The 24,830-nt window shown below is 41.5% G+C and carries 25 protein-coding genes; 6 read left to right on the forward strand and 19 right to left on the reverse strand.

What is annotated here, in order from left to right; translation table 11 throughout:
- Positions 1-10 precede the first annotated feature (10 nt).
- Positions 11-166 carry a hypothetical protein gene (locus FCV43_RS20400; RefSeq protein ID WP_017054057.1) on the forward strand — a complete coding sequence of 52 codons (156 nt, stop codon included), beginning with the start codon at positions 11-13 and terminating at the stop codon, positions 164-166.
- Here FCV43_RS20400 and FCV43_RS13840 read toward each other — a convergent pair.
- The 15 genes from FCV43_RS13840 to FCV43_RS13910 form a co-directional block, all read right to left on the reverse strand.
- Positions 160-1,191, reverse strand: coding sequence for a tetratricopeptide repeat protein (locus tag FCV43_RS13840; RefSeq protein WP_136995524.1), 1,032 nt, complete (start codon positions 1,189-1,191; stop codon positions 160-162). The genes FCV43_RS20400 and FCV43_RS13840 overlap by 7 nt on opposite strands.
- Before the next feature lie 9 nt (positions 1,192-1,200).
- On the reverse strand, positions 1,201-2,145 hold the full coding sequence (locus FCV43_RS13845) for a type II secretion system F family protein (RefSeq protein ID WP_136995525.1): 945 nt from the start codon (positions 2,143-2,145) through the stop codon (positions 1,201-1,203).
- Position 2,146: 1 nt separating this feature from the next.
- The gene (locus FCV43_RS13850) at positions 2,147-3,115 is read right to left on the reverse strand and encodes a type II secretion system F family protein (protein WP_136995526.1); all 969 of its coding nucleotides are present in this window, start codon (positions 3,113-3,115) and stop codon (positions 2,147-2,149) included.
- Between the two features lie 14 nt (positions 3,116-3,129).
- Positions 3,130-4,581 carry a CpaF family protein gene (locus FCV43_RS13855; RefSeq protein WP_136995527.1) on the reverse strand — a complete coding sequence of 484 codons (1,452 nt, stop codon included), beginning with the start codon at positions 4,579-4,581 and terminating at the stop codon, positions 3,130-3,132.
- A gap of 31 nt (positions 4,582-4,612) precedes the next feature.
- Positions 4,613-5,827, reverse strand: coding sequence for an AAA family ATPase (locus FCV43_RS13860; RefSeq protein WP_136995528.1), 1,215 nt, complete (start codon positions 5,825-5,827; stop codon positions 4,613-4,615).
- Positions 5,828-5,842: 15 nt separating this feature from the next.
- Positions 5,843-6,343 (reverse strand): TadE/TadG family type IV pilus assembly protein, encoded by a 501-nt coding sequence (locus FCV43_RS13865; RefSeq protein ID WP_136995529.1) that lies wholly within the window; start codon positions 6,341-6,343, stop codon positions 5,843-5,845.
- Positions 6,340-6,774 carry a TadE/TadG family type IV pilus assembly protein gene (locus FCV43_RS13870; RefSeq protein ID WP_017054064.1) on the reverse strand — a complete coding sequence of 145 codons (435 nt, stop codon included), beginning with the start codon at positions 6,772-6,774 and terminating at the stop codon, positions 6,340-6,342. The genes FCV43_RS13865 and FCV43_RS13870 overlap by 4 nt, the downstream gene beginning before the upstream one ends.
- A gap of 1 nt (position 6,775) precedes the next feature.
- The gene (locus FCV43_RS13875) at positions 6,776-8,008 is read right to left on the reverse strand and encodes a TadE/TadG family type IV pilus assembly protein (protein WP_136995530.1); all 1,233 of its coding nucleotides are present in this window, start codon (positions 8,006-8,008) and stop codon (positions 6,776-6,778) included.
- Positions 8,009-8,040: 32 nt separating this feature from the next.
- Complete coding sequence (locus FCV43_RS13880; RefSeq protein ID WP_017054066.1) at positions 8,041-8,304, reverse strand: hypothetical protein; 264 nt, start codon at positions 8,302-8,304, stop codon at positions 8,041-8,043.
- 9 nt (positions 8,305-8,313) lie between these two features.
- Positions 8,314-9,780 (reverse strand): type II and III secretion system protein family protein, encoded by a 1,467-nt coding sequence (locus tag FCV43_RS13885; protein WP_136995531.1) that lies wholly within the window; start codon positions 9,778-9,780, stop codon positions 8,314-8,316.
- Between the two features lie 8 nt (positions 9,781-9,788).
- Entirely contained in the window at positions 9,789-10,535 is a 747-nt protein-coding gene (cpaB, locus tag FCV43_RS13890; RefSeq protein WP_136995532.1) for a Flp pilus assembly protein CpaB, read from the reverse strand.
- On the reverse strand, positions 10,532-11,881 hold the full coding sequence (locus FCV43_RS13895) for an AAA family ATPase (RefSeq protein ID WP_136995533.1): 1,350 nt from the start codon (positions 11,879-11,881) through the stop codon (positions 10,532-10,534). Before FCV43_RS13895 ends, cpaB begins: the two co-directional genes overlap by 4 nt.
- Before the next feature lie 17 nt (positions 11,882-11,898).
- Positions 11,899-12,408 carry a prepilin peptidase gene (locus tag FCV43_RS13900; RefSeq protein WP_136995534.1) on the reverse strand — a complete coding sequence of 170 codons (510 nt, stop codon included), beginning with the start codon at positions 12,406-12,408 and terminating at the stop codon, positions 11,899-11,901.
- 19 nt (positions 12,409-12,427) lie between these two features.
- Positions 12,428-12,595 carry a Flp family type IVb pilin gene (locus FCV43_RS13905; protein ID WP_136995535.1) on the reverse strand — a complete coding sequence of 56 codons (168 nt, stop codon included), beginning with the start codon at positions 12,593-12,595 and terminating at the stop codon, positions 12,428-12,430.
- A gap of 74 nt (positions 12,596-12,669) precedes the next feature.
- The gene (locus tag FCV43_RS13910) at positions 12,670-12,843 is read right to left on the reverse strand and encodes a Flp family type IVb pilin (protein ID WP_136995536.1); all 174 of its coding nucleotides are present in this window, start codon (positions 12,841-12,843) and stop codon (positions 12,670-12,672) included.
- A 173-nt stretch (positions 12,844-13,016) separates the two neighbouring features.
- On the opposite strand from FCV43_RS13910, the gene FCV43_RS13915 reads away from it, so the two are divergent.
- The 3 genes from FCV43_RS13915 to FCV43_RS13925 all read left to right on the forward strand — a co-directional run bounded on the left by FCV43_RS13915 (position 13,017) and on the right by FCV43_RS13925 (position 15,873).
- The gene (locus FCV43_RS13915; protein ID WP_136995537.1) at positions 13,017-13,763 is read left to right on the forward strand and encodes a helix-turn-helix domain-containing protein; all 747 of its coding nucleotides are present in this window, start codon (positions 13,017-13,019) and stop codon (positions 13,761-13,763) included.
- A 153-nt stretch (positions 13,764-13,916) separates the two neighbouring features.
- Positions 13,917-15,602: an AMP-binding protein gene (locus FCV43_RS13920; protein ID WP_136995538.1), complete on the forward strand. Its 1,686-nt coding sequence runs from the start codon at positions 13,917-13,919 to the stop codon at positions 15,600-15,602.
- 58 nt (positions 15,603-15,660) lie between these two features.
- Positions 15,661-15,873 (forward strand): VF530 family DNA-binding protein, encoded by a 213-nt coding sequence (locus FCV43_RS13925; protein ID WP_017054075.1) that lies wholly within the window; start codon positions 15,661-15,663, stop codon positions 15,871-15,873.
- Between the two features lie 177 nt (positions 15,874-16,050).
- Here FCV43_RS13925 and fusA read toward each other — a convergent pair whose 3' ends face one another.
- Together fusA and radA are read right to left on the reverse strand one after the other, a co-directional pair.
- Positions 16,051-18,135, reverse strand: a complete 2,085-nt coding sequence (gene fusA, locus FCV43_RS13930) for an elongation factor G (protein WP_017054076.1) — start codon at positions 18,133-18,135, stop codon at positions 16,051-16,053.
- Positions 18,136-18,354: 219 nt separating this feature from the next.
- Entirely contained in the window at positions 18,355-19,734 is a 1,380-nt protein-coding gene (radA, locus tag FCV43_RS13935; protein WP_017054077.1) for a DNA repair protein RadA, read from the reverse strand.
- A gap of 143 nt (positions 19,735-19,877) precedes the next feature.
- Here radA and FCV43_RS13940 point away from each other — a divergent pair, with 143 nt between their 5' ends.
- Entirely contained in the window at positions 19,878-22,223 is a 2,346-nt protein-coding gene (locus tag FCV43_RS13940) for a PilZ domain-containing protein (protein WP_136995539.1), read from the forward strand.
- A gap of 96 nt (positions 22,224-22,319) precedes the next feature.
- On the opposite strand, the gene serB is transcribed toward FCV43_RS13940, so the two are convergent.
- Positions 22,320-23,300: a phosphoserine phosphatase gene (gene serB / locus FCV43_RS13945; protein WP_017054079.1), complete on the reverse strand. Its 981-nt coding sequence runs from the start codon at positions 23,298-23,300 to the stop codon at positions 22,320-22,322.
- 117 nt (positions 23,301-23,417) lie between these two features.
- On the opposite strand from serB, the gene FCV43_RS13950 reads away from it, so the two are divergent.
- Positions 23,418-24,023 (forward strand): YtjB family periplasmic protein, encoded by a 606-nt coding sequence (locus FCV43_RS13950; RefSeq protein WP_029203525.1) that lies wholly within the window; start codon positions 23,418-23,420, stop codon positions 24,021-24,023.
- A gap of 84 nt (positions 24,024-24,107) precedes the next feature.
- On the opposite strand, the gene deoD is transcribed toward FCV43_RS13950, so the two are convergent.
- Positions 24,108-24,827 (reverse strand): purine-nucleoside phosphorylase, encoded by a 720-nt coding sequence (gene deoD / locus FCV43_RS13955; RefSeq protein ID WP_017054081.1) that lies wholly within the window; start codon positions 24,825-24,827, stop codon positions 24,108-24,110.
- Positions 24,828-24,830: the final 3 nt, after the last annotated feature.

Below are 24,830 nucleotides of genomic sequence, written 5' to 3' on the forward strand. Positions count from 1 at the left end.
TGAACTATTAATGATGAAGATTGAGCCCTCTTATCAAATCATTCAAATTAATTCACAAAAAATGGTGATCCTACAATGGATCACCACTTCTATTGGCGAGAGTATTCCAACCCGCAGGCTCTACTACTTCTATTTACTGAATGGCTCTATTACTCCTATCTACTGAAGCGCATTGGATGTCTCTGCCGCATCTGGCGTAATAGCCCTAACTTCGGCAAGCGCTCTCTCTAAGTTTTCATTTGCGACGGGATAATAAGAGGGTTTCTTATCGATAGCCTGCTGCAAATAAGGCACCGCTTTGTCTGGTTTGCCTTGAAGAATAAGAAAATACCCTACATTGTTGAGCGCTTCTGCTGCATCCATATGGCGCATGAAAACGTTTATCGCCCGCTTAATTTCACCTTTACCTAAGTAAATAAGCGCTAAATTATTTTGTGCTTTTTCATTGTTTGGATCTTTTTCCAGTGCTGACATGGTATAGCGTTTAGCCGAAGTGTAATTTCCACTCATATAATAAGAGTAACCGAGATTCAAAAGTGCTTTAACCGAGTTAGGCTTTACCTCTATCGCCTTGTGATAGAAAACTTTTGCGTATTCATGTTGAGCCTCAATATCAGCAACAATCCCTAATCCCATATAAGCTAAGGCTGGCGAATCCTTATCCACTTGCAATTGCCTAATCTCTACCAGCTCAACGGTATCACTTAATGTATTCGGATTTTTCAACCTCACCTGATCGGCATTAAGCGCCCGATAAAAATAACTTTTTCCTTGCTGAACACTTCCCTGCTTCATGTAAATTGATCCTAATTGTTCCAGTACCTGAACATTATTCGGATTGTACTCAACAGACGCGAGAAATGCTTTTTCTGCATAAAGCGTATTATCCCTGGATTGGTGGATTCGGCCTATGGTGTATAAAGTTTTATCTTGGTGTTGAGCGTCTGGAAATGAAAGGGCACGTATATATTCATACAAGGCGAGATCAATATTATTATTACTTAGTGCAATATCACCTCGTTGAATCGCCTCCATTTCACTCAGCGGCGCCGCATCCGATGTTAAGGTGTCTATTGGGCGTCCTTCATAAAGAGAACTATCAAAACTTGGTTTTTCTGGCTCACTACTCGCACACCCTGATAGCACGAACAGACTTGATACTAAAAAGAACGTTTTCCATAAATTATTCATTAAAACTCCCTAGCTGCCTAATGCATCAGACAGTGAAATCAACGCAGGCCCTATTGCAACAATGAAAAAACATGGCCATATAAATATCAACAGCGGAAATATCATCTTAGTCGGTATTTTTGCTGCAATTTCTTCTACTTCTTGGTTTCTCTTATCTCTAAAATCTTCAGTATAATCTCGCAATGTTTGAGATAGACTCCCCCCAATCCTTGAGGCATGCGAAAGCATATTCACCAGACCAGTAATCTCACTTAATCCCGTTCTCTCAATTAAATCCTCGAAAGCGTCAGACATTTCGACCCCTGCTTTAATTTTGGCGCAAACGGTATCCAATTCATCGGCAAAATCAGGGTGGGAGATCATTAACTCGTCAGCCACCCTTCTTAAAGCAGCATTGAATCCAAGTCCTGATTCGGTACAAACCACCAGCAAATCTAATGCGTCAGGAACGCCACCACGAACTCGGCGTTGGCGCTTTTTGACAAAATGACTAAGCGCAACATTAGGCAGATAAAGACCCGCGGCGACGCTCACAATCATCACCAAGTTTAGACTTCCTAAATCAGGTAGAAAAAAATAGAAAGCTGCAGCTGTCCCAAGACCAAGAATCATCGAAAAAACTTTAATGGCATAAAATATAGTCAGTGCATTACTGTCATGAAAGCCGGCATGCATTAATTTGTGTCGAAGGCTCTCTTTCTCTTTCACATCCCGAGAGGAAATAATGGGCGCTAAAGACTCTAATGTATTATCAATCGTTTGGTTTCTTTTAGGTTTAGCGCCACCCCCTTCTTGTTGCATGATTTCTAATTTTCGCTTGATTGGCGAGCGGGTCCCCATCACGATGAAACTTATACTCACTATAAGAAGAGATGTAGACAACAAAATCATACCGAGAAAAAGCGTCTCTTCATTGATTTCAAAATTAACGATGAGATCTAAAATCGTATCCATATCACACCTCAAAGTTGATTATTTGACGTATCCAAAGCGCACCAAAAAACAGGCTCACCACCCCAATACTAATTAATTTAATCCCCCGGGGGTCCTGATAAAGAGGCTCCAAATAAACCGGATTAATAAAAGACATAAATATAAAAAGAACAAATGGCGATAACACCAAAATCCAAGCGGACATTCGACTCTCTGCGGAAATTGTCTTAATTTTTCGAGTCAGCTTAAACCGCGCCCTTAATACCTGAGACACCTTCTCTAGGTTTTCCGATAAATTCCCCCCTGTCTCTTTCTGTAATAAAACGGCACTGGAAAAGGCGAGCATAGAGACGGTGGGCGTCCTGTCTGCCATTTGCATAATCGCCAGACGCATGTCATAACCATAATTTAGGAGATTAAAGGTATTCTTGAATTCGACACCAATTGGGGCTGGCATTTCATTCCCAACTTCATTAAATGCTTGTGTCACTGGTTGTCCCGCTTGCAACATTCGCTTGATAATATCTAGCGCATCTGGGAGTTGTTCTTCAAACTTAGCCAGTCGATCGGAGATCTTTTTCTGTAAGATAAAATGCATGATAAACCACACACCTAAAGCAGCAGAGACCGCGACATACCAGAACTGGCCAATCAGTAGTAGAAAGACGAGTGATGATAAACTCAGAAGCCCAGTAACAGCCAAGGTTTGACTCAATGACCAGTCATAACCTGAAAGCTCTAATGATTTTTTTAACGATGAAAATATCGAATACTTCACGAGTTTACGATCAAGTGGAGTTAAGCTTCGAAGGTAGTGCTCTTGCAATAGTGAACGACTCTCTTCATCCAAATTGGATTGTGTCTCTTTCAAGCGTTTGGCTAGCTCTTGGTGCTTTGCTTTACTCCCGGCTGCAGGCAAAATCAACGCTTGAGATATAAACACAACAGCAAAAAAGAGCAGAACGAGGAAGAAAGTAATGTCGTTTTCCATAACGCTACTCCTTATTAATAGGTTTCATTAAACAGCTCAAATGGAAGATCAAGACCACGCTTAGTCAGCTGTTCATGACAAGAGGGGACAACACCTGTCGCGGTGTAATAACCGATGATATTGCCGTCTTCATCAACCCCTTGTCTGTGAAATTTAAATATCTCAGACATGGTGATAATTTCGCCTTCCATTCCATTAATCTCTTGGATGCTCACCATGCGCCGTTTACCATCTTCTTGACGCTCCATCTGTACAACCAAGTGGATCGCAGAAGCGATTTGGGAACGTAGATTCTTCGCTGAGATATTCCACCCTGCCATTGAGAACATGTTTTCAACCCGACTTAGCGCATCACGTGGTGTATTAGCATGTATCGTCGCCAACGAACCGTCATGCCCGGTATTCATTGCCGCTAGCATATCAACGGCTTCACTCCCCCTAACCTCACCAAGAACGACTCTATCGGGCCTCATACGAAGTGAGTTTTTGACCAGCTCACGCTGCCCTATTTCCCCCTTTCCTTCCAGGTTTGCTGGACGCGTTTCCAAACGAACTACATGAGGTTGTTGCAGTTGTAGTTCCGCTGAATCTTCTATTGTGACAATACGATCATCGCTAGGAATGAATCCTGAAAAAATATTCAACGTGGTTGTTTTGCCGGAACCCGTACCACCAGATATCAAAATATTAAGCTCACCTTTTACTGCCGCCTCGACAAATTTAGCCATTGGTTTTGACAGTGAATTAAAGTCTAATAAATTATTCATTGTCAGCTTATCAACCGCAAAACGACGAATAGAAACAGAAGGGCCATCGAGAGCTAAGGGAGGGATAATGGCGTTAACACGAGAACCATCGAGTAGACGCGCATCAACCATCGGTGATGCTTCATCAATTCGTCGTCCAACTTGGCTTACAATTCTATCGATGATGTTTCTTAAATGACGATCATCTAAAAAGGTATATGGGGTTTTCTCTAATTTACCAAAGCGCTCTACAAATACGTTCTTCGGTCCATTCACTAAGATGTCTGATACTGTTGGGTCATTAAGAAGAGGCTCTAATGGTCCTAACCCAAACACTTCATCTTCAATCTGTTGAATAACTCGTTTACGCCCTTCGGCACTCATTGGATGGGTTTTATCATCAGCCATTAACTGAACAATAGCGTCATGAAGATCCTTGCGTGCTCGCTCCTTTTCTAGGCTAGATAACAGCCCCAAATCAAGGGTTTCGAGTAAGCGCTGATGATAGTAGTGCTTCATCTCCAACTCATGTTCGAGGATCTTTTTTTCCTCATCGACCGCTTTATTTTTTGCTTCAGCTTCTCGCAGTTTTCTTTCGACTTTATTTTCCGGATGCTCATTAGAAAAATCAACGGGGCTGTCATCTTGTACCCTAGTATCATCAACTGACAACGCTTTCTCTTGAAAGTCTGGATTTATATTTTTTCGTTTAAAGAACATAGCAATCCCTTATTCTGTTCTGAAACTAATTCTATGAAAACAATCGTTTCAGCCATCCTTTTTTGGACTCTTCTGGCGGTGATATTAAGTGTGAAAACTCCACGACCGATTTAGTAATTGGACTGCTTTTCCTTGACTCTATAAACGGCTTGCCTAGATTTGCACTTTCAATTGCAACTTTAAAATCATTGGGAATCATATGTACTTTTACCCCATTGATCGTCTGCTCAATATCTTTGATTTTTATTGATTGGCGTTTTTCATATCGATTAACAATCAACTCAATTTGTTCTCGTGTTATACCGTATTCAAACGTTAGTGCACGACTAATTCGAGTCGTATTTTTTACAGCTACTAGATTTTGCTGAGTAATGAGGAATACTTTACTGGCTGACGAGATCACAGAGGAAAATAGCTTATCGATGCCTCTTGATAAGTCCACGATGAGATAAGGATAAAACTCCCTTAATGTAGGTAATAGCTTTCCAATATTTTTAGCTTGATCGAAATCTTCATTACTGTTTTCAAGACCAAAACTCAGCATATGTAACCCCGATGGGTGCTTTGTAACCATACTGCTCAATGAGCTTTCATCTAAATCAGCGACATTGGTGATTGCATCGGAAATGCTATAAGAGGGAGCCACATTTAGGTAATCCGATATCACGCCAAACTGCATATCTAAATCAAGAAGCAGCACCTCATCTTTATGATAACTTGCAATCTCCATCGCGGTATTTAATGCAAGTGTTGAAGCCCCTGAGCCCCCTTTGGTATTCATAAAAATGAACAACTCTCCCATATTACGACTCGCGATTTTTTCTTCTGCGACATTTTTTAGCAATGGAAAGAGTTCACTGAGAACCACTCGATCTGAAACAAAATCAGCGGCGCCAATTCGTAATGCGATTTTTAATGCGCCGTTATCACTTTCATCACCAAATACCACAAGAGAAGCTTCATACTCCGATGTTGGTGGCTCATACTCTTGTAAGATCACAATCTTCTGCGCCCAATTTGGCCCCGTCTCCACGAAAATTAAATCTGGAGGGGTGAGTTGTTTTAAGCTTCCCACGTCTAAGCTATACATGGAGATCATTTCGAACGTCAGATTTCGACACTTCTCAAGCTCTTGCCCCATGTGAAGTTTAAAACGATCATTTGAATACAAAACCCATATGCACAGATTCGTTTTTAACCTTAATTGGTTATCGTCTTGCATCGTTAGTTTCACCGCTTCTCCCATAGTCGATCCCCTTCCTTAGCAATCGGTCTTGGTTCCATTTGTATTATTTTTATTTGGCCTAACTACCCCAAGGCTTTCTGCTGGTAGTGTGGTTTCAAAACTAGGCACTGATACTAGTCCGTTATTTCCTAAATAATTAAAAAGAGAAATAAACTGGTAGTCATAGTTTTCTACTTTTGCTCTAACAAACCTTATTGATGTAAATGTATCTTCATCTTCTAAATCACCAGTAACAACTCCACCTGATTCATTTAAGTACTCGATCACCAAATGGCTTGTGGTGAAATCTGAAGGTGCATTACTGTCAATAACCAAGGTATTAATATCCGCTGAATCCGTGACATAACACACACTGGCTAAACGCGCCGCTTTTCGTGTGATTTCGTTCACCATTTGCAAAGAAAACATGTAATAACCAAACGAAATAATGCCGAATAACATCAGTAACAACGCACTCGACACCACAGTAAATTCAATAATCGCTAGCCCACTTTGGTGTTCTCGATGACTGTTCATGGCCCTGTCCTCATTACTGACGATGCGTTCAATGTGACAGCTAAAGAGGTATTGGATATTGGTAAGACTAAAAAGCTTGGTAAATAGTCATAACTTGCCGAAACCGTAACATAGCCATTGACATGAGAAACCGAGATATCACTCACCGCTAAAGAGTCTAAAATTCGGTGACTACCAGTACTCGATTGTCCGTAAAGCACAATATTTTTGATCTCATCTTCATCGGCAATTTGATCATAAGAGGAGGTGCCATACACTTCCGTTACCGCATATCGAGCCCCGTTTTGTACCCCTTTATTTAAGCTATTTTGCTCCAACATTATGTTACCGATTTCAATGACTCCTACTAATAGTAGTAACAGCACGGGAAAAACGATAATAAATTCAACAGCTGCTAATCCATTTTGTTTATGCCTAAGTATCGTTTTCATATCAAGACTCCGTACTTAGTGGATCTTTATAGAGCTGTATTCTATAAGGTCCTTCATCTTCAGGGGTTGGACCGGAATTACTATGGTCTACCGTGCAGTCTTCAATAAATTCTCCAAAGACCCCCTCATGACTTCCATTATTGGTTGGGGCTTGTTGTAATAAGAAGAAGCAACCTATGGCTGTCACTTTGACGTTTGAAGTCCCCCCTGATGCCGTAGAACAATCAACAACTGGGACTGGTAAGATTCGTCTGTCTGCCTTTCCGCCAAGCCCAATCCGACAACCACTCTTCCCTGTGCAATTTGGTGTGGCAGCAAGATAGTCACTGTAACCCCAAGGATCACCGCTTTCACCACTAGTATCGCTATAAGTAATGTTCCCACTTGAGTCTGCTGTTGCTAGTGTTGATGGTTCCTTAACATAGATATCGCTAGGGTAACTAGATGCAGAGATTCCGCCCCCACTATAAACACCAAATCGAGAATTAATCCCTTGACCAACAGGCCCTACATTGCCTCCTGGTTTTGTATCTATATTCTCACCAATCGTAATACACCCGTCATACCCCCCAGCCAATGCAGATCGAATGGTACTCGCACCGGAACCAAAATCGAGGAGTTGATAGTTTCCGGGTCCCATCGTTCCTTGACTTGTACTCGCAAGTTTAAGCATATATAGCTCACCTCGCTCATAACCATCGGTAGAGGTTCCGCCACCAGAGCACACTGACATAGGAACGATATTGCACGCTTTTATCGATGCAGAGCTTGGCCCTGCAACTGCACTCGCGGATACCGTTTTTTGAAGCCCGAATGCTTGAATAAAAAATTCGTCCATATCCAAGCTCGTTACTTCGACTCGCACATATACATCTAACGAACTATCAAAGCTAGAATCAGGAAAAGTCTGCGGGTCATTTGAATAAGTCACCGATACATTGGCTGTCGACATATCCATCTCACTGTTACCCACCGCGCCTGCCATATTGGTAAACGTGGTGTTTGCCGCTGCCGTTGCATCAGCGATACTACTGTCACTATCAATTAATACCGCCGCGGAAAGAGCCGCTGAGTCCACCGCATTTTGGAGCCGTGTCTTATTTACCATGAGATGGTTGATATCAATCGAAAATGCAGCTATCGCGACAAAGACCAACATAGCCATCGTCACCATGACCAAAACTAAGCCTTTCTGCTTTAGCACTTTCTTGTTACTGCTCGTCATCGTTCTCATGATAAATCCTTAGAGCTTGTAGACCAGAATACCTATTGGCTAAACCCTTCGATAAACTGGCTATCAGAACCCGCTAAACTGTCACCCTTCTTACCAGTATAGACGTGATATGCGCCTTCCATTCTTTCACCACTACCAGTAGGGATAACCCCCATATTTTCCTCTGTCGCTTGTTTGTTATACATTTGCTCTTGCTTTAGCTGGGCCACATGGCTACCTAAAGGTGCATCATTTGCACAACCAATCAAGCTGGTTAAACAAAGCAGAGAAGTGGTCACTAACATTATATTTCTCATCATCCTCTCCTATAAACTGTGTCCAAATGAACCTTCTGAGCCACCTTGACTATTATCCAAAAACTCAGGATCGGAAGGTGCTTGATTTACTGAAGGTTTAACCGATGAATCAATGTATGCGCCCATTCCCAGTAAGTAGTATTTCAGGTCGGTAGGGTTAACAAATGCGTCGGTCGGTAAGGTGACTTTATTTCGATCAATTGGAGCCGCTAATCGAGGTGTGACTAGAATCACCAACTCAGTTTCGCCCGAAATGTACTCTTGGCTATTAAACAACTGGCCCAATATTGGAATATCCCCAAAGCCCGGCATCTTATTTGATGCATCTCGAACATTTTCACTGAGCAAGCCTGCAATACCAATGGTTTGACCATCAGCCAACTCTAACGTTGATGACGCACTACGACGGGTAATCGGAGGGATATAATAAGTCCCATTGGTGCCATTTGGTGACAAAGTCAGGCTATTTGCGCTGGCAATTTCACTGACATCTACCGCTAAATTTAAGTTAATTTTTTTATCGCTAAGAACGGTAGGAATAAACTTAAGGCCGACCCCATACTCTTTGTATTCAATGGTAATGCCATCATCATCGGGCACTGGTATTGGGAACTCGCCCCCAGCTAAAAACTCAGCTTTAGAACCGCTTAATGCCGTTAAGTTCGGTTCCGCTAACACTTTTGCCACACCACTCTGCTTAGCCATATCAAGAGCAAACGTGAACAGCGTATCGCCATCAACAAATGCCCCTAAGATGCCCGTTTTAGTCACGGTTGGGTTGTTAAAAATGGGCCCAACAGAGCCGCCAATATCATCGAGGATCCCACCACCAGACGTTCCGCCCCATGAAAAATTCCCGTTCTGCTCAAAGAAGTGAAAACTGGCATCAAAACGACGAACAAGGCTACGTTGAACTTCAGCTACCGTTACTTCTAACATGACCTGCTGCGCACCACCGATAGACATCAAGTTGATGATTCCTGTCTGTTGCGTTTGTACACTAAGGGAGCTTTTCGCTGCATCCGCTTCTTGGCCTGATGCATAAGTTTCAGCAACCCGTAAAGCAACATTCATCTTCTCTTGGGAGCTCACCTGACCACTTAGAATTAACCTATTTTGAGCACTATGAACTTCGACGGTTTCATCTGGTAAGAATTCGTAAAGTTTTGATTTCAAGCTATTAAGGTCATGAGTCACCTCAATATTTATTGACTCAATCAGTTGCCCACGGCTATCCCAAGCCATTAAATTGGTGGATCCTAACTTCTTACCAATTAGGAACAATTCATCGGACTTAAGCATTACGATATCTAACACTTCAGGATCCCCTAACGAGACTCGTTTGGCTTTACCTGATAATTCAACATGTGTTGATTTATGATGAGGGACTTTTACTACTTTCCCTGTCTGTGTAGATGCTACAACGGCAAAACTGCTTACCAACCACACGAATACAATTATGATTACTTTCTTCATGTATCACCTCAATCCCTGACTCGAACATTAGAAGACTGTGTCCCTTTGATGATGGTGACACTAGGAGATACATAGCGACGCACCACTTTTTCTTTCGGCTCATGTGGGTTACGCAACGTGAGTTGGATCTCTCCTTTACTCTTCGCCGTTAATAATTTTTCCGCCTCTCTCGGTGAAACTTCCAATGTCACCGCTCGAACGATAATCGGCTTGTTTTCTTTACTTCTTGCTGTCTGATCGACCGCTAATACTTTGATATCTTTTAAAACTGTCACGGTATTCGCCGATCCTTTCCCGTACGAAATCGTATTAAGAATATCCACTTTATTACCCGGTAATAAGAAACCCGCTACACCAATCACGTCATTTACACGAATAGTCACCGCTCGTTTCGTTTCAGGAATTAATGAGGCAAGAGCGGAACCTTCAGCACCGACCGACATCCTTTGAGTATTCACGATTTCCCCAGAATAGATGGAGGAGGCGGCAACTTGTCCTAGTAACTCAGTAGCTTCAGTATATTGATATTCGTTGCGCCAATCTTCCTCTAGCAACTTAGTGGTAAGGTGCTGATCTTCAATCACCGTTCCCGCCGGGATCTCTTGTGCTGCGATGATCACAGGCTCACGTAATACGACTTCCACTTCGGTTTGTGGCTGTGACTGCCTATCCATCCACTGCTTAGCAAAAAACACCGCAGCCAAGCCAAAGATAATCGACAATAAAAACAATAAAATGACCTGATTTCTGTTCATCTTGCACCTCCTCCTTTGCCATCGGCAGTAAAGTAGACTTCCCAAGCTCGCTCTAATATCGTTGGAGTGATCACAGGGTCTGTCTCTTCGAATGCAATAATATCCTTGCTGATACCTACAATATCCTTAGGTAGGCATGGGTAATAACCCACATTATGTTGACGATGCAGTTGTAGTAATGGTTTAAATAAATCATGTTCTAGAGTTAATGACTTACCTTGTGCCATTAACTCCCATAAGGCTTGGTATTCATCCTCTTTGAGTGGATTAAACTGAATCTTGTAACCTAGACGACGCAAAAATGCAGGGTCGGCGATCGTCTCTGGCTTTAAATTTGTTGAAAAAGCTAAAGTGAGAATGAATGGGATGGATATTTGTTGCCCATTTGGAAGCGACAAGTAATCGAAGAAATACTCCATAGGAACAATCCAGCGATTCAGTAGCGTATCAACTGGCATCGGTTGACGACCTAAATCATCAATAATGAATATGCCGTTATTCGCCATCATTTGAAGCGGTGCCATCCAAACTCGGTTGTGTTCGGTATGATTAACTTCCAGCATATCCATAGTGAGCTCACCTCCCACTTGAATACTGGGACGCTCACTCAACACCCAACGCTTATCATATTGAGATTTAAAAGAGATAGAGTCATTGATATGGTTGCTATCCACTCTTTTATGATGTTGCGGAGAAAAAACTTTAATGATGTTTCCTGCCGCGTATACGGCATAAGGAATATAAACAGAGGTGTTCAGAGAGTTAAGTAAACGAGTTGCAACATACGTTTTCCCTGTTCCCGCATCCCCGTAGAGAAGCAGTGCCCGACCTGAATTGATCGCAGGACCAAGAACAGAGACCATGCGTTCAGCACCATAAACATCACTTAATGCACTAGTCACATCGCCTCTTGTGACTAAATGAGCTCGAACGTCTTGTTCCTTCACCATTCGATCATAATCACTAAGAGAGACTGGCGTTGGACCTAAGTAGGCATCTTTCTTAAACGCAGTGTCCGCTTCTTGCATTCCTTGCTCAGATAAAGCATATCGCACATGACCAGAGTTACTTTGAGAGGCGAAAGTTTCACTGGCCGCCTGAAACACTTCGACAAACGATTTTTTCCTTAACACAGCGATCAAGGTTTCAATCATGTGGCTATTTATACCCATTAAACGAGTGAGAGCTAAAATATCAGATTTTGGATAAGCAGCTAATTGCTTAATGAGAAGGTTCTCGATCACGACTTGAGGTATATTGAGAGCATCAAAAGAGGTTGGCACTTTAGGCGCAGCAGCTTGCGGTGTCAGATCGTCCTTATGTCCTGATTTAATATTCATTTCCATAGAGACCCCTTCTCTAATTAGAAATAGCTATGTAGTGCTAACCCAATAACAACAACGGGTGCAAATGGCATTCTTAATTTTTCTGATTGACGTACTGTTTGTTGGTAAGTATCTCGCTTTACCCCGTATAAGAAATAAACTAACCACTTATCAGCCCATAATTTGAATCTGATAGGATTTACTGATGCCATCTCCAAATAATAAAAACAGCCAATTAATGCCCCAGAAAGCAATATCCAATAAGATACTGTGAACAAAGAGCCCCAGTCCATAATTACCCCTACAACTCCCAATAATTTCACATCACCAGGAGCCATCGCTTTTAAAAAGTAAAAAACGAGCCCTATAGAAAAAAATAGAGAACCAGAGATAAATGCTTTACTTAGAGTGGTTAACGGTGTCCCAGCAAGAATATTTTCAATTACAAACAAAAACAGTATAAATAAAAGTAACTTATTCGGAATTCTATTATCTCTCGCATCATAAACTGCGATTGTTATTAAACACCCCCAAATTGCTAAATTCATATACCCACCAAACACATTATTATCTATTAATAGTTGCTGTAAAAAAATCACTCAACGTATTGCCATAATTTGAAAAAAATATCGTTAGCCCACCCACAAGAAAAGCTGCCCCAATAACATACTCTACTACTGTTAGGCCTTGTTCATTTCCAAGAAAAATCTTTATATGGCATAAGCTGCTTTTCATTGCGTCTCTCCAATTGTCATGTTGAATGTACTGTAGGATATATTATTAAATTACAGTACATCCATATACATAACTTATGAAATACTAGAAATGGTCGCTGATAATTTATCATCTAAATCACTACCCATATTACTGAATATGGCAGTTAAACCAGCAACAAGTAACCCTGCGCCTACAACATACTCGACAACGGTTAACCCTTCTTCATCTTGCATAAATGCTTTGCAGTTCGTAATAAATTTATTCATTATTTGGTCTCCTTCCAATGCAACTCCATTCCGATTGCTTTTTAAATCTAGATATTATTATCAATAACGGTTAGGACTTTTTTGTTATGTTCTTGCACTTTTCCGCACAACTTCTACTCTAACTATAAGAACGAATTTAATACTTTTGGTTTAAGAAAATAATTGGATACTTTATGCATATGGATGTGCAACGAACTGGCCACTGGCTAGGAAAATCTTTAACTCAATTACCTCACGACGTATTTGCTGAGCTGGATTTATATTTTGATTTAAAAGAGCATCATAGTGATGTCTCTATTCTCAGTGACCCCAACGTTCAGTTCTCTTTCTTTTTTTTAGATGAAGCGTCAAATTACCCACTTCTATTGGTGGCGCAAAAAATTGCCCAAAACTTAGGTAAAAATTTAATTATTTTGTATCAAGGAAGAGTAAATAAAGATCTATTGAATCATAGTGTTATCTATAGCCAGATATCAGTCGACAGTGATAATTTTAGCTCATGGCTCCAAGATTTTACCCTGAAGGTACATTTAAGTTTTGATTCACATCGAGAAGTACTAGAACAGGTAAAAGATGAGCCTTTAATCATAAAAAATAATGTCGGTAAAGAGATTATTAGTATTCTACGTTACGTGGAAGACAATCTAGATAAAGTGATCAAAGAAGATGATATTGCCAAAGAGTGTCATTATTCCGTTACTTATTTTTCTAAGTTATTTCATAAGGTTGTAGGTATTAGCTTTCGTGATTATGTCTGTAATAAAAGAATCAACAACGCAAAAAAAATGCTCATTTCAGATCGAAAAATCAAAATATCCTTTATTGCATATCAATGTGGTTACAAGGATGTCTCCTATTTTTCTCGCATTTTTAAAAAGAAAACAGGTATGAGTCCGGGTACTTTTAGGGCGAATCACTAATGAATTTATTTCTAACAGCGTTCATCGCTATAGCTATGATTTCTAGACATTAAACAGTAGATCCGCTTTTCCCTTGTGATGGTTACATGCTAGAATTAACAAGAAATTAACATAATAACAATATAATCGTTGCCAATAACATGGAGTTAGACAATGAATCAGCCTAACAAGTTAAGCACAACAACTTGCGCTCTCCCGCTACCAAATGAAATGATCTTGAAATGGGCACAGGAACGCCCTGATGAGGTCTATCTAAAGCAGATTATCAACCGTCAATTCGTCGAGTATACCTATTCAGACGTCGCAGAACAGGCACTTAAATTAGTCTCTGCTTTGCAAGATTTAGGTGCTAAACCCGGCGATAAGATAGCCCTCATATCAAAGAACTGTGCTGAGTGGTTTATCTGTGATCTCGCTATGATGCTAGGTGACTATGTCAGCGTCCCTATTTTCCCCACAGCAGGAGCAGATACTGTTGAGTACTGCTTAACCCATAGTGAAAGTAAAATTCTGCTTGCAGGAAAACTCGATGATGCAAAGGCCACCCAACAAGTCCTTGCGAACTTGCCTGATTTGATCAGTATTGCTCTGCCATATGATAGTGCTCCAAACTGTCAATACCAATTTAGTGAGCTAATGAAGCAACACGCTCCAAGTGAGTTTCGCCCGCTACATCATGATGACAAACTCATGTCGCTGGTTTATACATCTGGCACCTCAGGCGTCCCTAAAGGGGCAATGCTAACTTATGGAGCCTTTGCATGGTCCGTTCAGCAACTCATTAACCATATCGGCATTCAGCCTAATGACCGTTTGTTCTCATATTTACCTCTCGCTCATATTACTGAACGAGTCTATATCTTTGGGTCATCAATCATGGGAGGCGTTCAAACCGCATTCCCTGAGTCTCTTGATACCTTTATTGAAGATGTAAAAATGCAACGCCCTACACTGTTTATCTCAGTGCCGCGTTTATGGACTCTGTTCCAACAGCGTATCCAAGATAAACTGCCTCAACGTAAGCTGAATATTCTGATGAAGATCCCTTTCATTAATTCTATCATCAAGAAAAAACTGGCTGATGGATTAGGGCTTGATCAAGCTCGAGTACTTGGGTGTGGCTCAGCACCAGTATCTCCCGCGCTACTAGAGTGGTATGAGAGCATCGGTTTACATATCTCAGAAGCCTGGGGAATGACCGAGTCGTTTGCCTATAGCACGCTTAACTTCCCATACCGAGCAGAAAAGATTGGTACCGTTGGAAGCGCTGGCCCTGGAATCGAATTAAAAATTGCTGGTGATGATGAAATTATGGTTCGAGGCAATGGACTATTCTCTGGCTACTACAAAAATGACATCGCGACTAAAGAGTCATTTGATAATGAGGGTTGGTTGCATACCGGTGATATCGGGTCCATTGATAGCGAGGGCTATCTAACGATCAGAGGTCGTAAAAAAGACACCTTCAAAACAGCGAAAGGGAAGTTTGTAGCACCTGTTCCTATTGAGAATAAGCTCTTTGAATACAGCCGTGTCGAGATGATGTGCTTAATTGGTCTTGGTCTACCTGGCCCGATTTTACTTGTCGTTCCTCATGATTTCCCAAATTTTGATCGAGCTCGTTATGAAAAAACCTCTCGACGAGTTATCGAAAAAATGAATACCAAGCTCGCTTCGCATGAAAAAATTAAAGGCGTATTGATGATCAAGGAACCTTGGAGTATCGAAAATGGCGTTCTCACACCGACATTAAAAATTAAGCGTCATGTTTTGGAGCAGAAATACCATGAAATTGGTCATAACTGGCCAAAAGATAAGCTTGTTGTATGGGAAGAATAAAGTAGCGGCCGTCAAGATGCTGTTATACTAGACGCAATATTTATCAAGAGATAACAGCATGACACAAGCGAACAATCCATTACATGGCATTACTTTAGAAAAACTATTGACGGAACTCGTTGATCATTACGGTTGGGAAGAGTTGAGCCATATAGTGAATGTGAATTGCTTTAAGAGTAACCCAAGTATTAAATCGAGCTTAAAGTTTTTAAGAAAAACCGATTGGGCACGCGCTAAAGTTGAAAAGTTATATATTGACTTAAAACGCTAGTGACTAGAGCGATAAGACTCAGGCCGATACTTTAAGTCTCTTTGAAAGTGAAACTTGTATCCTGTTATCTCTCGCTCACTTTTTACTAAACGTCCCAAGAGCCACAAACCAATAACAAAAAGCCCCGCTAGTCAGACTAGCGGGGCTTTTTTAAGTTATTTTAAAGAAAAAGACTAATTACTTAGCTTCTTTCTCTGCTTTAACTTTAGCAATAACTTCTTCAGCAACGTTCATTGGACATGCTGCGTAGTGTGCGAATTCCATAGAGAATTGACCACGACCAGAAGTCATTGTACGTAGGTGACCGATGTAACCAAACATTTCTGAAAGAGGTACGTCAGCTTTAATACGAACACCAGTTACGCCAGCTTGTTGATCTTTGATCATGCCACGACGACGGTTAAGGTCACCGATAACATCACCAACGTGATCGTCTGGAGTGAACACGTCAACAGCCATGATAGGCTCAAGAAGTTGAGCACCAGCTTTAGGCATAGATTGACGGAATGCACCTTTCGCTGCGATTTCGAATGCGATTGCTGATGAATCGACTGCGTGGAAACCACCGTCGAATAGTTCAACTTCAACGTCTAGCGTTGGGAAGCCAGCAAGAACACCGTTCTCCATCATACCAGCGAAGCCTTTCTCTACTGCAGGCCAGAATTCTTTTGGTACGTTACCGCCAACAACAGAAGAAGAGAACTTGAAGCCAGAACCAGTTTCGCCTGGTTTGATACGGTAATCGATCTTACCGAACTGACCAGAACCACCAGATTGTTTCTTATGCGTGTAGCTATCTTCAATTGCTTGAGTAATAGTTTCACGGTAAGCAACTTGAGGAGCACCAACTGTAAGGTCAACACCGTAAGTACGCTTAAGGATATCAACTTTAATGTCTAGGTGAAGCTCACCCATACCTTTCAGGATAGTTTCGCCAGTTTCTTCGTCAGTCTCAACTTGGAAAGATGGATCTTCTGCAACCATTTTACCGATCGCGATACCCATTTTCTCAGAACCGCCTTTATCTTTTGGAGATACAGCGATAGAGATTACTGGAGTTGGGAAAACCATTGGCTCAAGTGTTACTGGGTGCTTAGGATCACATAGAGTGTGACCAGTTTGCACGTTCTTCATACCTACGATCGCAATGATGTCACCAGCTTGTGCGCTAGTTAGTTCGTTACGGTCATCAGCTTGCATCTCAACCATACGGCCAACACGCTCTGTTTTACCAGTGTAAGCATTAAGAATTGTGTCACCTTTGTTCAACTTACCTGAGTAAATACGAACGAAAGTTAGTGCACCAAAACGGTCATCCATGATTTTGAATGCTAGCGCTTTGAAAGTTTCATCAGCAGAAACGATAGCGTGATCGCCAGTCTCTTCGCCTTCTTCGTTCATTAGAGGTTGTGGATCAACTTCAGTTGGAGCAGGTAGGTAATCTACAACTGCGTCAAGAACGATTTGAACACCTTTGTTCTTAAATGCAGAACCACAGAATGTTGGGAAGAATGCAAGGTCACGAGTACCTTTACGGATACAACGTTTGATATCTTCGATAGAAGGCTCTTCACCTTCCATGTAAGCTTCCATAAGGTCATCGTCTTGCTCAACAGCAGTTTCGATTAGCTCTTCACGGTAAGCTTCAACGTCATCAACCATGTCCGCAGGAACATCTTTGATTTCGTAGTTTTCAGGAAGACCAGTGTCATCCCAAACGTATGCTTTACGGCTTAGAAGGTCTACAACACCAACGAAGTCATCTTCGCGGCCAATTGGTAGAACCATAACTAGAGGAGTTGCACCTAGAACGTTTTTAACTTGGTCAACAACGTTGTAGAAATCTGCACCCATACGGTCTAGTTTGTTAACGAAGATCAGACGAGATACTTCTGATTCGTTAGCGTAACGCCAGTTAGTTTCTGATTGAGGTTCAACACCACCAGAACCACAGAATACACCGATACCGCCATCAAGTACTTTAAGTGAACGGTATACTTCAACTGTGAAGTCAACGTGTCCAGGAGTATCGATAACGTTTAAACGGTGATCATTCCAGAAACAGCTTACTGCTGCTGATTGGATAGTAATTCCGCGCTCAGCTTCCTGTTCCATGAAATCGGTAGTCGATTCACCATCATGAACTTCACCAGTTTTGTGGATCTGGCCAGTAAGTTTAAGGATACGCTCAGTTGTAGTGGTTTTACCCGCATCAACGTGCGCGAAAATACCAATGTTTCTGTATTTTGATAAATCAGTCATCGTTTTACTCTGTTAATAGGATATAAAATGCGCGCAGAGTATATCACAATCTGTGAAGACTGATAGCTTTGCGTGCATTTGAGATTAAAAAACTTTCACTTTACTGCATAAAGCAAAAGAGCCATTGACTTAAAAAAAATAAGCAATTGATTTTTAAGGGATTGTTATTTATATAAAAGTCATTAATTTACTTGAATCATTGCTGCATATTTACATAAGTTACAATTCATCGAAAGCGTTAATTGCATCCGATAATTTTTTAACACCATGGATCTGCATACCTTCAACGCCACCTTTTGGCATATTAGCAAAAGGAACGATTGCTTTAGTGAAACCGTGTTTTGCTGCTTCCATTAAACGTTCTTGCCCACTAGGCACAGGGCGGATCTCCCCCGCCAAACCGACTTCACCAAAAACAACCACATCTTTAGGTAGCGCTCTGTCTTTAAAGCTAGACAGTAATGCTATGACTAACGCTAAATCAGCACTTGTTTCTGTTACTTTAACACCCCCGACCACGTTGACAAAGACATCTTGGTCAGCCATTTGAAGTCCACCATGTTTATGCAACACCGCCAAAAGAAGTGACAATCGGTTTTGATCTAACCCCACCGCAATTCGTCTCGGGTTAGAGAGCTGTGAATAATCCACTAACGCTTGAATTTCAACGAGTAACGGGCGAGTACCTTCCCATACAACCATCACAGAGCTTCCAGAGGTCTGTTCTTCACCTCGTGATAAAAATATAGCGGAAGGGTTCGTTACTTCTTTTAAACCTTGACCTGTCATTGCAAACACGCCTAGCTCATTCACCGCACCAAAACGGTTTTTATGACTGCGTAATGTTCTAAAACGGCTATCAGCGCTACCATCAAGTAATACAGAACAGTCAATAATATGTTCTAGCACTTTTGGCCCAGCCAGTGTTCCATCTTTTGTTACGTGCCCAACCAGAAAAACGGCCACATTATTTTGCTTGGCGTAACGAGTTAGTGCTGTCGCAGACTCTCTGACTTGAGCAACACTACCTGGTGATGATTGAACATCGGCCACGTGCATCACTTGGATCGAGTCGATCACCATTATTTTAGGTTGTTCTTTTTCAGCGATCTGACAAATTTTGTCTACATTAGTTTCCGAAAGCATCTTCAAATGCTCTTTTGGAAGCCCTAACCGAGAGGCTCGCATCGCCACTTGCTGAAGTGACTCTTCACCCGTTACATATAACGTCGGCATTTCAGCAGCAAGTCGGCACATTGTTTGTAAAAGTAATGTTGATTTACCTGCGCCAGGGTTACCACCAATAAGGATAGCAGCGCCTGGTACAATTCCGCCACCGAGTACTCGATCAAATTCTTTAAAACTACTCGAAAAACGAGGCACCTCTTGGAGATCTATCTCTGATAACGTTTGAATTTGAGCTTCAGTTACCGCACCTGCATAACCCGATAATCGCTCATTTCTTGCGACTTGAGGGGATGCGGCAAGTCGCACTTCCGTTATCGTATTCCATGAACCACATGCATTACACTGACCTTGCCAACGCGGAAAATCCGCTCCACAATCATTGCATACATACGCTCGTTTTGCTTTTGCCATGTTACCTCTAATTTCTCTTCCAACTATATAAACAAAAATGGTCAATATAGGTTAATATTTAGTTGAGCAGGTGTAACTCATCGCTAAAGTTCTAAGGCAATCCGCCGATGTTCTATATGACAAACTCACTCTAACAGAAAAGTATGCAGCAATCTGAAATTCTCTCACTAACAGAACGGCTAATCTCCACTTATCACGCCGACGATTTTGACTATGTCTTATCTCAAGTCACAAATGGAGAGCCTCCATCCGTAAAACTCTTAGTTAAGATGGAGTTGAACCGAATTATGGCCCCTTGTTCGAAGAAAATTGATCTTCGCGGCAAAGTTCAGGGTGAATGCAGAGAATATGAGTTAGATGGAATACAGCATTGGCTCGATGATGTTGCCTTTAATGCTTACCATAAAAATACCAGACGCTTCGGAAGTTACACTGAAGGGGTTTGGGAGGCGTTAAATAATACGAAAAATAATTTTAGGGTATTGAATCAACAGCCCAACGCTAAACAATCAAAAAGTATTACTAACCCTGATAGTCCATATGAAGCAGAGCCTATTCACTTAGGTTACAGCCTCAAGCGCCAAGAAAACCGATTAAAAGTCTTCTCTCAAGTTAAAATTGAGCTACCAAAATCCCAAGTTATACACGGTTTGAGTGTTGATTTATCGGGTTCCGGTGCTCGCTTTAAAGTGCCTAGCGCATTTGACTATAACTTGGGACAAGAAATTGCGGTGACTTTCACGGAACTAATGAAACAGTCCGAAGTGGTTGGAATAGATAAACCTATCGTATACCGAATTTTAGGCATTGATGATTCACACGAAAATGACGCGATAAAGTTCTTACGCACAATGCGTTTAACTGAAACAGATATCGTTAATCAAGTGATCACTGAATCGTTAACAAGCAATAGCAAAAAAACTCGTCATGATAATCAAGATAAAATCATCCAAGCAAGAACCCGTGGTTATGAACACGCCTATTTGAAACACACTGGGAATCTACCGCTATTTTTCAGCGGCAGTGAACTCAAACTGGCGCTGCTCACCGATAATAATCAACCACTATGGCAGTATTGGCATGATGAGCGAAACCAACAAGCATTCGGAACATTATTTAATTCTGAACGAATGGATCTATTGACGAGACCGGGGTTAAAGGGATCAAGTAACGTCATCTACTCTTTTACCCATACTCATCAAAATAAGACGCTTTTTTACTCAATGATGCTCCCAGAAGCGAGCAGAGAACAAAGGCAACTCTTCTGGCACATCGGAGCGAAAAGACCGAGCTGGAAAGCCTTTCGACTTTCAATATTTGAGCTTTCAGAAGAAGAGAGTCAATCGTTAGCGCAGCATTCAACTGAACTGAACGATAGTTCACAAGGGCTCACTCACTGCGGCATCTTACAAGAGATAGGCAACGAGCAGTCTAGTTCAGATTATCTACTAACGGAACGCCCTCGCCTGGCCAGTAATGAACTCAACCAATTCCGTCATTCAAGACAGATCCTTGGTCAACCAAAAGCTATCTTTTTTGATGCTCAAGGACGACGAAAAGAGCCTCGTTATCAGTTTAAGTCACCTGTGGAGATCACCACATCAGACGCCTTACCATTCACAGGCCACTCCATTGATATTTCAAAACATGGTATCAGCCTAATTCTAGATACCGCTGCTCCACTTAAGGCTGGTGACTCTCTTTCTGTCAATCTTAAAGAGCTACAGTTGTACGATAAATCGCTTCCGCTGGGAGAGGTTCCGTATCAAGTGATTCGTATCAGCCCAAATGCAAGGTGTGTACAACTGGCTATTGAAAATACGAGTCGAACGACTAAAACCATTGCCTTTTTCAATAGTATTATTGAGCACAATAAAGACAAATTAAAAGAGGTACACGAGCTATTGGCTAGCAACAGTTTACTTGAAAGCCTACATAACTCATTACTCAATAAAATAGTCAGCTCGCCTATTTTTATCGATAAGCATGATTCGAATTTAAGAACTAAGGTTATAGGGGTGAATTACCCACTCCCGAACCATTTAGTACTACTTGCAAAATTGGGCCATGAGGAGTGCTTATCACTAGAGCCTATATTTAAAGGGCGCAGTAATTCCCTACTGGCAACTCCCCTCAAGAGAATTGAAGGCGCAGAGCTGCAGTATCATGAAGTGTATATTGCAGCGATTAAATTTGGTGGAAAGCTTCAATCGATTCATACCAAATTATCTGATGATTTTAAGCACGCTAGAGAACGAATCGATTTCATCAAAAAAGCCAAAGAGATGGGAGAAGTTTATGTGCTTCGGATCTCAGGCGCACCGGTGTTTAACTCAACTACTTCACTGCTTCAATATGACATTGATGAGCTAACCCAAGTGAGTATCCATGACGCAGGAAAACTGGATAAAGAGATCCGTTCGATCATTGGCTATGGTGAAATTGTTGATATCACCGAGGAAGTAATGATACGCCTAGAACTCACTTAAACAGAACGAAAAAGAGTGGCTGCAATGCCACTCTTTGTTCTTCCGTTTTTAAACTTTTAACTTTTAACTTTTAACTTTTAGAAAAATCAAAATCCGCTAGGGTTTACTCTTCCAACTGATTTTTTTCTGTACCGCTAATTTTGCCGATAAAATACATAGCACACCACCTAAACCAGAGAAGCGAACTGCGGTTTGCGCTCGTTCTTCCACTTTAGGTTTTGCATGATAAGCGACCCCTAAGCCTGCGATATCCATCATCACTAAGTCATTTGCGCCGTCACCAACAGCAACGGTGTTGTGTACTTCTACATTATATTTATCAGCAAGTTCCAACAAGATATCCGCTTTCGTTGTTGCCGATACAACATCCCCCAGCACTTGTCCGGTTAATTTTCCATCGATGATTTCCAATGTATTAGACTGAGCGTGATCCAAATCTAGGCTATCTTTCAAATAATCGGAAAAATAGGTAAAGCCCCCTGATGCAATAGCGGTTTTCCAACCTAATGCACTGAGTGTATTAACCAGCTCTTCAAGATCAGGCATCAATGGGAGAGTTGATCTCACCTGTTCTAGAATGGATTCATCTGCACCTTTCAACGCTGCCACTCTTTGGCGTAAACTCTGTTCAAAGTCGAGTTCACCTTGCATGGCTCGCTCTGTCACTTCAGAAACAAGCTCTCCCACACCCGCCAGTTTGGCGATCTCATCAATGCACTCAATCTGTATTGCGGTTGAGTCCATATCCATGACGATCAATCCAGGTTTTGATAGATCTGGAACTTCACTTAAGTTGGCATAATCGAGCTCTAAAGCATGAAGCACTTGTTTGTGCTGCTCGGTTAATGCTCCTGACATCAAGGCAACCTCATAATGGCCGACCTTCCATGTATCTAAGATAATATGCTCGATCCCTGTATGTTCATCTATCTCATCAAAACATTCAGGAGATAAAAACTCTCCGAAAACGATCCATGTCGCCTTTGCTCGGGCGAGTTGTGATGTTTTTATTGTCTCAGGTAAACGAGTCAGTAACGAGGTGTGCCTCTTTATTGGCAAAATCTTTAACGCTTCCATGTATATGATTCCTAATTGGCCTCCTAAGACGTTAACCTATTGCAATTTAAAAACGCAAGTCTCAATATGGATGAAATGTAAATTTGTTTCCATGGGACCCAAATGGACGTATCAAAAATTGACGGTTCGTTATTTTCTCTGAGAAATGCATTTCGTATTCTCATTTTGGCGCTTTTGGTCGTCATGTTTATTACAACAATCAAAAATAGTGTTGTGATCAGTAAAGGTAATGAAAAAATTCAGTCTCGACAGCTTGAGACATTAACTAAAGTCCTGATCTCCCAAGCCGCACTTTCGGCTAGCGAGATGATCACACAGCAAGATCAGGAACGACTACTAAAATTAACCAACCAACTTTCTCAAGATCGCTTAGTGTTTGATGCCACGATTTATGACGCGGAGGGGGTTCGGCTCGCTTCAAGTGATAAAGCGCTGACGGCTCGTGAGGTTTTAGGGCTTGATACGCCTCTTTCAACCGCAAGTATTGGCAGGCAGCAGTTGTTAGAACCGGTGTTTAACGATGGTAATATCATTGGTTTTGTGAGGATCACATTCGAAACGGGTAAAGTAACGGCTATTTCTGATCACCATTATCGAAAAAGTGATCGTTACATGTATCTAATGCTGATGATGAGCTTCCTCAGTGGCATGCTCATTGTGGCTATCTTACGAAGAAAGCCAAGAGATAAAGGGGAAAACTTACTGTTAAAAAATGTAGGTTAACCTCTTAATTTTTCTCTGCCAAATACAAAAAAACCTCGCACTTACGTTAAATGCGAGGTTTTTTATTCATAATAGAACGTTAGATTAATCTTTATCGCCTAGCAATACTGAATCTAATGCAACTTCCATCATGTCATTAAACGTTGTCGCACGTTCGTCTGAAGTCGTCTGTTCGCCTGTTTTAATATGATCTGAAACCGTACAGATAGTCAGAGCTTTTGCGCCATATTCAGCAGCAACGCCGTAGATACCAGCCGCTTCCATCTCTACGCCTACGATTCCGTATTTGTCCATCACATCAAACATTTCTGGATCTGGAGTATAAAAAAGTTCAGCAGAGAATAGGTTGCCAACTTTCACATCGATACCACGAGCTTTAGCTGCATCTTCAGCATTACGAACCATTTTATAATCCGCAATTGCAGCGAAATCATGGCCTTTAAAGCGAATACGGTTCACTTTAGAGTCTGTACATGCACCCATGCCAATCACAACATCACGAACTTTAATGTCTTCGCTAACCGCGCCACAGCTACCCACACGAATAATTTTCTTCACACCAAAATCTTTGATCAATTCAGTGGCGTAGATAGAGCAAGATGGGATACCCATTCCGTGCCCCATTACAGAAATCTTACGACCTTTGTATGTGCCAGTGTAGCCAAACATGTTACGAACATCACATACTTGAACAACATCATCTAGGAATGTATCTGCAATGTATTTAGCACGGATAGGGTCACCAGGCATCAATACAACATCAGCAAAGTCGCCCATTTCAGCATTAATATGTGGAGTAGCCATTAA

The sequence above is a fragment of the Vibrio genomosp. F6 genome (genome assembly GCF_005146325.1).
Lineage (GTDB): Bacteria > Pseudomonadota > Gammaproteobacteria > Enterobacterales > Vibrionaceae > Vibrio > Vibrio cortegadensis.

Excerpts from the sequence above, each read along its gene's own strand:
- FCV43_RS13870 (WP_017054064.1), bottom strand. The coding sequence starts at position 6,774 with ATGAAAACGATACTTAGGCATAAACAAAATGGATTAGCAGCTGTTGAA.
- FCV43_RS13860 (WP_136995528.1), bottom strand. The coding sequence starts at position 5,827 with ATGGGAGAAGCGGTGAAACTAACGATGCAAGACGATAACCAATTAAGG.
- FCV43_RS13885 (WP_136995531.1), bottom strand. The coding sequence starts at position 9,780 with ATGAAGAAAGTAATCATAATTGTATTCGTGTGGTTGGTAAGCAGTTTT.
- FCV43_RS13900 (WP_136995534.1), bottom strand. The coding sequence starts at position 12,408 with ATGAATTTAGCAATTTGGGGGTGTTTAATAACAATCGCAGTTTATGAT.
- FCV43_RS20400 (WP_017054057.1), top strand. The coding sequence starts at position 11 with ATGATGAAGATTGAGCCCTCTTATCAAATCATTCAAATTAATTCACAA.
- FCV43_RS13920 (WP_136995538.1), top strand. The coding sequence starts at position 13,917 with ATGAATCAGCCTAACAAGTTAAGCACAACAACTTGCGCTCTCCCGCTA.
- radA (WP_017054077.1), bottom strand. The coding sequence starts at position 19,734 with ATGGCAAAAGCAAAACGAGCGTATGTATGCAATGATTGTGGAGCGGAT.
- fusA (WP_017054076.1), bottom strand. The coding sequence starts at position 18,135 with ATGACTGATTTATCAAAATACAGAAACATTGGTATTTTCGCGCACGTT.
- FCV43_RS13910 (WP_136995536.1), bottom strand. The coding sequence starts at position 12,843 with ATGAATAAATTTATTACGAACTGCAAAGCATTTATGCAAGATGAAGAA.
- FCV43_RS13865 (WP_136995529.1), bottom strand. The coding sequence starts at position 6,343 with ATGAACAGTCATCGAGAACACCAAAGTGGGCTAGCGATTATTGAATTT.
- FCV43_RS13845 (WP_136995525.1), bottom strand. The coding sequence starts at position 2,145 with ATGGATACGATTTTAGATCTCATCGTTAATTTTGAAATCAATGAAGAG.
- FCV43_RS13840 (WP_136995524.1), bottom strand. The coding sequence starts at position 1,191 with ATGAATAATTTATGGAAAACGTTCTTTTTAGTATCAAGTCTGTTCGTG.
- FCV43_RS13895 (WP_136995533.1), bottom strand. The coding sequence starts at position 11,881 with ATGGAAATGAATATTAAATCAGGACATAAGGACGATCTGACACCGCAA.
- deoD (WP_017054081.1), bottom strand. The coding sequence starts at position 24,827 with ATGGCTACTCCACATATTAATGCTGAAATGGGCGACTTTGCTGATGTT.
- FCV43_RS13925 (WP_017054075.1), top strand. The coding sequence starts at position 15,661 with ATGACACAAGCGAACAATCCATTACATGGCATTACTTTAGAAAAACTA.
- FCV43_RS13905 (WP_136995535.1), bottom strand. The coding sequence starts at position 12,595 with ATGAAAAGCAGCTTATGCCATATAAAGATTTTTCTTGGAAATGAACAA.
- FCV43_RS13880 (WP_017054066.1), bottom strand. The coding sequence starts at position 8,304 with ATGAGAAATATAATGTTAGTGACCACTTCTCTGCTTTGTTTAACCAGC.
- FCV43_RS13940 (WP_136995539.1), top strand. The coding sequence starts at position 19,878 with ATGCAGCAATCTGAAATTCTCTCACTAACAGAACGGCTAATCTCCACT.
- FCV43_RS13915 (WP_136995537.1), top strand. The coding sequence starts at position 13,017 with ATGCATATGGATGTGCAACGAACTGGCCACTGGCTAGGAAAATCTTTA.
- FCV43_RS13850 (WP_136995526.1), bottom strand. The coding sequence starts at position 3,115 with ATGGAAAACGACATTACTTTCTTCCTCGTTCTGCTCTTTTTTGCTGTT.
- serB (WP_017054079.1), bottom strand. The coding sequence starts at position 23,300 with ATGGAAGCGTTAAAGATTTTGCCAATAAAGAGGCACACCTCGTTACTG.
- FCV43_RS13855 (WP_136995527.1), bottom strand. The coding sequence starts at position 4,581 with ATGTTCTTTAAACGAAAAAATATAAATCCAGACTTTCAAGAGAAAGCG.
- cpaB (WP_136995532.1), bottom strand. The coding sequence starts at position 10,535 with ATGAACAGAAATCAGGTCATTTTATTGTTTTTATTGTCGATTATCTTT.
- FCV43_RS13875 (WP_136995530.1), bottom strand. The coding sequence starts at position 8,008 with ATGAGAACGATGACGAGCAGTAACAAGAAAGTGCTAAAGCAGAAAGGC.